This window comes from uncultured Methylobacterium sp. (genome assembly GCF_964244095.1).
In the GTDB taxonomy this organism is placed as follows: Bacteria; Pseudomonadota; Alphaproteobacteria; order Rhizobiales; family Beijerinckiaceae; genus Methylobacterium.
Genome location: NZ_CAXTHR010000234.1, coordinates 1 through 3,582, shown reverse-complemented (window position 1 = coordinate 3,582; position 3,582 = coordinate 1). Strand labels below are relative to the sequence as shown.

Genomic DNA, 3,582 nt, shown 5'->3' with positions numbered 1-3,582 from the left:
GCCGGCGCGCCCTCGGTGGCGCCCAGGCTCTCGACGATGCGGTAGTCCGCCACCCCCTTCTCGGCGAAGAAGCGGCGGGTGAGGTTGACGTACTTCGTGGCGATGCGCAGCCGGCGCCCGTGGCGGGCGCGCATCTCGGCGGCGACCTCGTCGAGGTCGGCCATCGCGCGGACGTCGATCCAGGCCTGCGGCACGGCCACCACCACCGTGGCGTGGCCGAAGCCGAGCGGCGTCAGCAGCTCGACCTGGCCGCGCGCGTCGGGCAGGGTCTCGCGGATCAGGTCCTCGCCGGTGATGCCGAGATGGGCCGCGCCCGAGGCGAGCTGCGACGCGATCTCGGAGGCCGAGAGGTAGCGCACCTCGACGCCCGCCACGCCCTTGAGCGTGCCGCGATAGTCGCGCGCCCCCGCCCCTTGCGCCAGCGTGAGCCCGGCCCGGGCGAAGAACGCGGAGGCGTTCTCCTGCAGCCGGCCCTTGGAGGGGACCGCGAGGACGAGGGGGGCGTCGGCCAAAGATTCGCTCATACGGATTCACTCATGGGGATTCGCTCATCGGGCGGCTCCCGGCCACGCGCTCGACCCAGCGAGCGTTCGACCCAGCAAGCGTTCGACCCAGAAGGTGCAGCCCACCGCCGGCAGGGCGACGGCGCTGCCGAGATGCGTCAGCAGCCCGTCGTAGCGGCCGCCGCCGACCAGCACCGGACCCTCGGGCGCCGTTACCTCGAAGATGAAGCCGGTGTAGTAGTCGAGGTTGCGCGCGAAGCCGCCCGCGAAGCGGAAGGCGTCGAGCCGCAGGCCGCGGGCGGCGATGAAGCCGTTGCGCTCCTCGAACAGGTCCAGCGCCGCGTCGAGGGCGTCGTGGCGGATGCCGGCATCGCGCACCAGCGCCCGCAGGTCGCGGGCGGCCGCGTCCGGATCGCCGGCGACCGCACGGTAGCGATCGACGAGGGCGCGGTTCTCGGCGTTGAGCCCGGCGCCGCCGTTGGCCTGGGCCGACGCCTTGGCCAGGAAACGCTCGGCGATCTCGCCGGCGCTGCGCCCGCCCACCGCCGAGATGCCGGCGATGGCGAGCACGTCCTCGACGAAGGCGCGCACGCCGCGCGGGTCCTGGCCCTGGATCGCGGCGAGCAGCCCCGCATGCGGGTCCTCGGGTTGGCGCGCGTTGGTTACGCCGTCGAGCGAGCGCCCGGCGGCGAGCGCCCGCAGCGTCCGGCGCTTGGCCGCCGGCGGCACGCCGAGCCCGTCGAGCAGCGCCACGGTCAGCCCCATGTCGCCGAGGCGGACCACCGGCTCCCCATGCCCGAACAGCGCGAGCCCGTCCAGCGCGATCCCCAGGACCTCGGCGTCGGCGGCCGGCGTATCGGTGCGGCCGATCGATTCGATGCCGGCCTGGAGGAACTCGTCGGGCTCGTCCGCCACGAGGCGGAAGACCGGGCCGCCATAGCTGTAATCGGCCGCCCGCCCGTCGGCCTGCGCCCGGTGCAGGCGGCAGACGGGGATCGTGAATTCCGGCCGCAGGCACAGCTCGGCCCCGCCGGAGCCTTGCGTCACGAAGATGCGCCGGCGGATGTCCTCGCCGGACAGTTCCAGGAACGGCTCCACCGGCTGGAGCACCGGCGGCGCGACGAGCGCGTAGCCGCCGCGCGCGAGGTGCGCGAGCAGCCGCGCCTGCGCGGCCTCGCCCGCGCCGATGCCCGCCTCCATGCCTGCCCCCATGCCCGCCTCCGGTCGCGTCATCGTCCCCCCTCGCCCGTCCGAGCGGCCATGATGCTTAGCAACCGAGGCCGCGCTTGGCGACCGCCGGCCGGGCTCGGCGGGCGTTCGCGGCGGCGCGCGCTCGGGGACAGGCTACGCAGGCCGCCTTTGCCACCGTCAGGAACCAGAGCCGAAACGTGCGGTTCTCCCCGGCATATCCGGAAGGCGGGAGACTCGGGTGCCGCGCTACTTCTTCGACATCGCCGACCAGGGGCGGGGCGAGCCCGACACCGACGGCTCGATCCACACGGACGCCGAAGAGGCCCGCAAGGAGGCCATCTGCACCCTGGCGCACATGGCCAAGGACGAGCTTCCCGACGGGAACGCGCACGACTTCACGGCGAGCGTGCGGGACGAGAGCGGCAAGGTGTTCTTCAGGGCGGCCCTCTCGCTCCGGGCCGAATGGCTGGCGTGATCGCTCACGTCCTTCAACGCAGGCTGGCCGACGCGATGGGACCCGCCTCTCTTGCGGGCAGCGGAGACCCCCATCCCCCGACGCGATCGGATGACGCGCCGGTCCCCTCGCCCCGCTTGCGGGGAGAGGCCCGGCTGCACCCCGTCGTGCATCCCGATCACGTCGGATCGGGAACGGCTCCAAGGCTCTGATTTCACGCGCACGCTTACGACGAACCGGTGTCCACCTCGTCGGATTGCGCTCTAGTCTTACGCCTCATGCACCCATGAGGTCCGGCGGCGGGAAATGCTGCGCCAGCACCGCGCGGACCCGTGCCACCATCTCGGTCTCCGGGCACGAGACCTGCGCCGGACGCGCGGCCTTCCACTCCGCGTTGCTGACGATGCCCTGGGCGGCCTGCGCGCCCACGATCAGGTCCTTGATCTGAACTTCGCCGGCCGCGCGCTCGTTCGAGCCCTGGATGATCGCCACCGGCGCCCGGCGGCGGTCGGCGTACTTCATCTGCGCCTTCATCCCGGCGCCGCCGAGGTAGAGTTCCGCCGGGATGTTTTCCGCACGCAACCTTGCCACGAGCCTCTGGTAGTCGGCTATGTTTTCCCGGTCCAGCACGAGGACCACCACCGGGCCGGGCTTCGGGGCCGCGGCGACCAGCGGGCTGTTCGTCAGTTGCAGCGCCGAGAACAGCCGCGAGACGCCGATCGAGAAGCCGGTCGCCGGCACCGGCTCGGCGCGGAAGCGCCCGACGAGCCCGTCGTAGCGCCCGCCGCCGGCCACCGACCCGAAGCGCACGGTCTGGCCGTCCGCGCTGGTGACGGGGAAGGTCAGCTCGGCCTCGTAGACCGGGCCGGTGTAGTATTCGAGGCCGCGCACGACGGAGGAGTCGACGCGGATGCGCCCGTCGTAGCCGGCAGCCTGCACGAGCAGTGCCACTTGGCGTAGTTCCTCCAATCCGACCGAAGCCTTCTCATTGTCGCTGAATCGATCGAGCAGGAACGCGACGGTCTCCAGGTTATCGAGCTGGCGCTCGGTCGTATGGGTAGACTCTATGCGCGGCCATTGACCTTCAGGGGAACTGGAATGTGCGCGGGCGACAGTCTCGAAGGGCTCCGCGAGGACATAGCTCAGGACCTGCCCGGTCTGCGCCTCGTCGAGTCCAGCCCCCTTGGTGACGTCGCCACTCTCGTCCTTGCGGCCGGCGCCGAGCAACTGGCGCACGCCGCCGGCTCCCAGCCGGTCGAGCTTGTCGATCGCCCGCAGCACGGTGAGCCGTTGCCCGGCCTTGTCCGGCCCGGCAAGCCCGATCGCCTCCATCACCCCGTCCAGCACCTTCCGGTTGTTGACCTTGATCACGTACCGCCCGGCGAGCCCGAGCCGATCCAGCGTGTCGGCCATCAGCATGCAGGCCTCGGCGTC

At 72.1% G+C, this 3,582-nt stretch carries 4 protein-coding genes; 1 reads left to right on the top strand and 3 read right to left on the bottom strand.

Going from position 1 to position 3,582, the window contains the following annotated elements; genetic code table 11:
• Positions 1-524, bottom strand: a 524-nt coding sequence (gene hisG, locus ACFE86_RS21685; protein ID WP_375457384.1) for an ATP phosphoribosyltransferase, incomplete at its 3' end; no start/stop codon positions are given.
• A 24-nt stretch (positions 525-548) separates the two neighbouring features.
• Positions 549-1,736, bottom strand: a complete 1,188-nt coding sequence (locus ACFE86_RS21680; RefSeq protein ID WP_375457383.1) for an ATP phosphoribosyltransferase regulatory subunit — start codon at positions 1,734-1,736, stop codon at positions 549-551.
• A gap of 196 nt (positions 1,737-1,932) precedes the next feature.
• Here ACFE86_RS21680 and ACFE86_RS21675 point away from each other — a divergent pair, with 196 nt between their 5' ends.
• Positions 1,933-2,169: a DUF6894 family protein gene (locus tag ACFE86_RS21675; RefSeq protein ID WP_375457382.1), complete on the top strand. Its 237-nt coding sequence runs from the start codon at positions 1,933-1,935 to the stop codon at positions 2,167-2,169.
• A 255-nt stretch (positions 2,170-2,424) separates the two neighbouring features.
• On the opposite strand, the gene ACFE86_RS21670 is transcribed toward ACFE86_RS21675, so the two are convergent.
• Positions 2,425-3,582 (bottom strand): ATP phosphoribosyltransferase regulatory subunit (locus ACFE86_RS21670; protein WP_375457381.1); only part of this gene is annotated, 1,158 nt, incomplete at its 5' end.

Excerpts from the sequence above, each read along its gene's own strand:
- ACFE86_RS21680 (WP_375457383.1), bottom strand. The coding sequence starts at position 1,736 with ATGACGCGACCGGAGGCGGGCATGGGGGCAGGCATGGAGGCGGGCATC.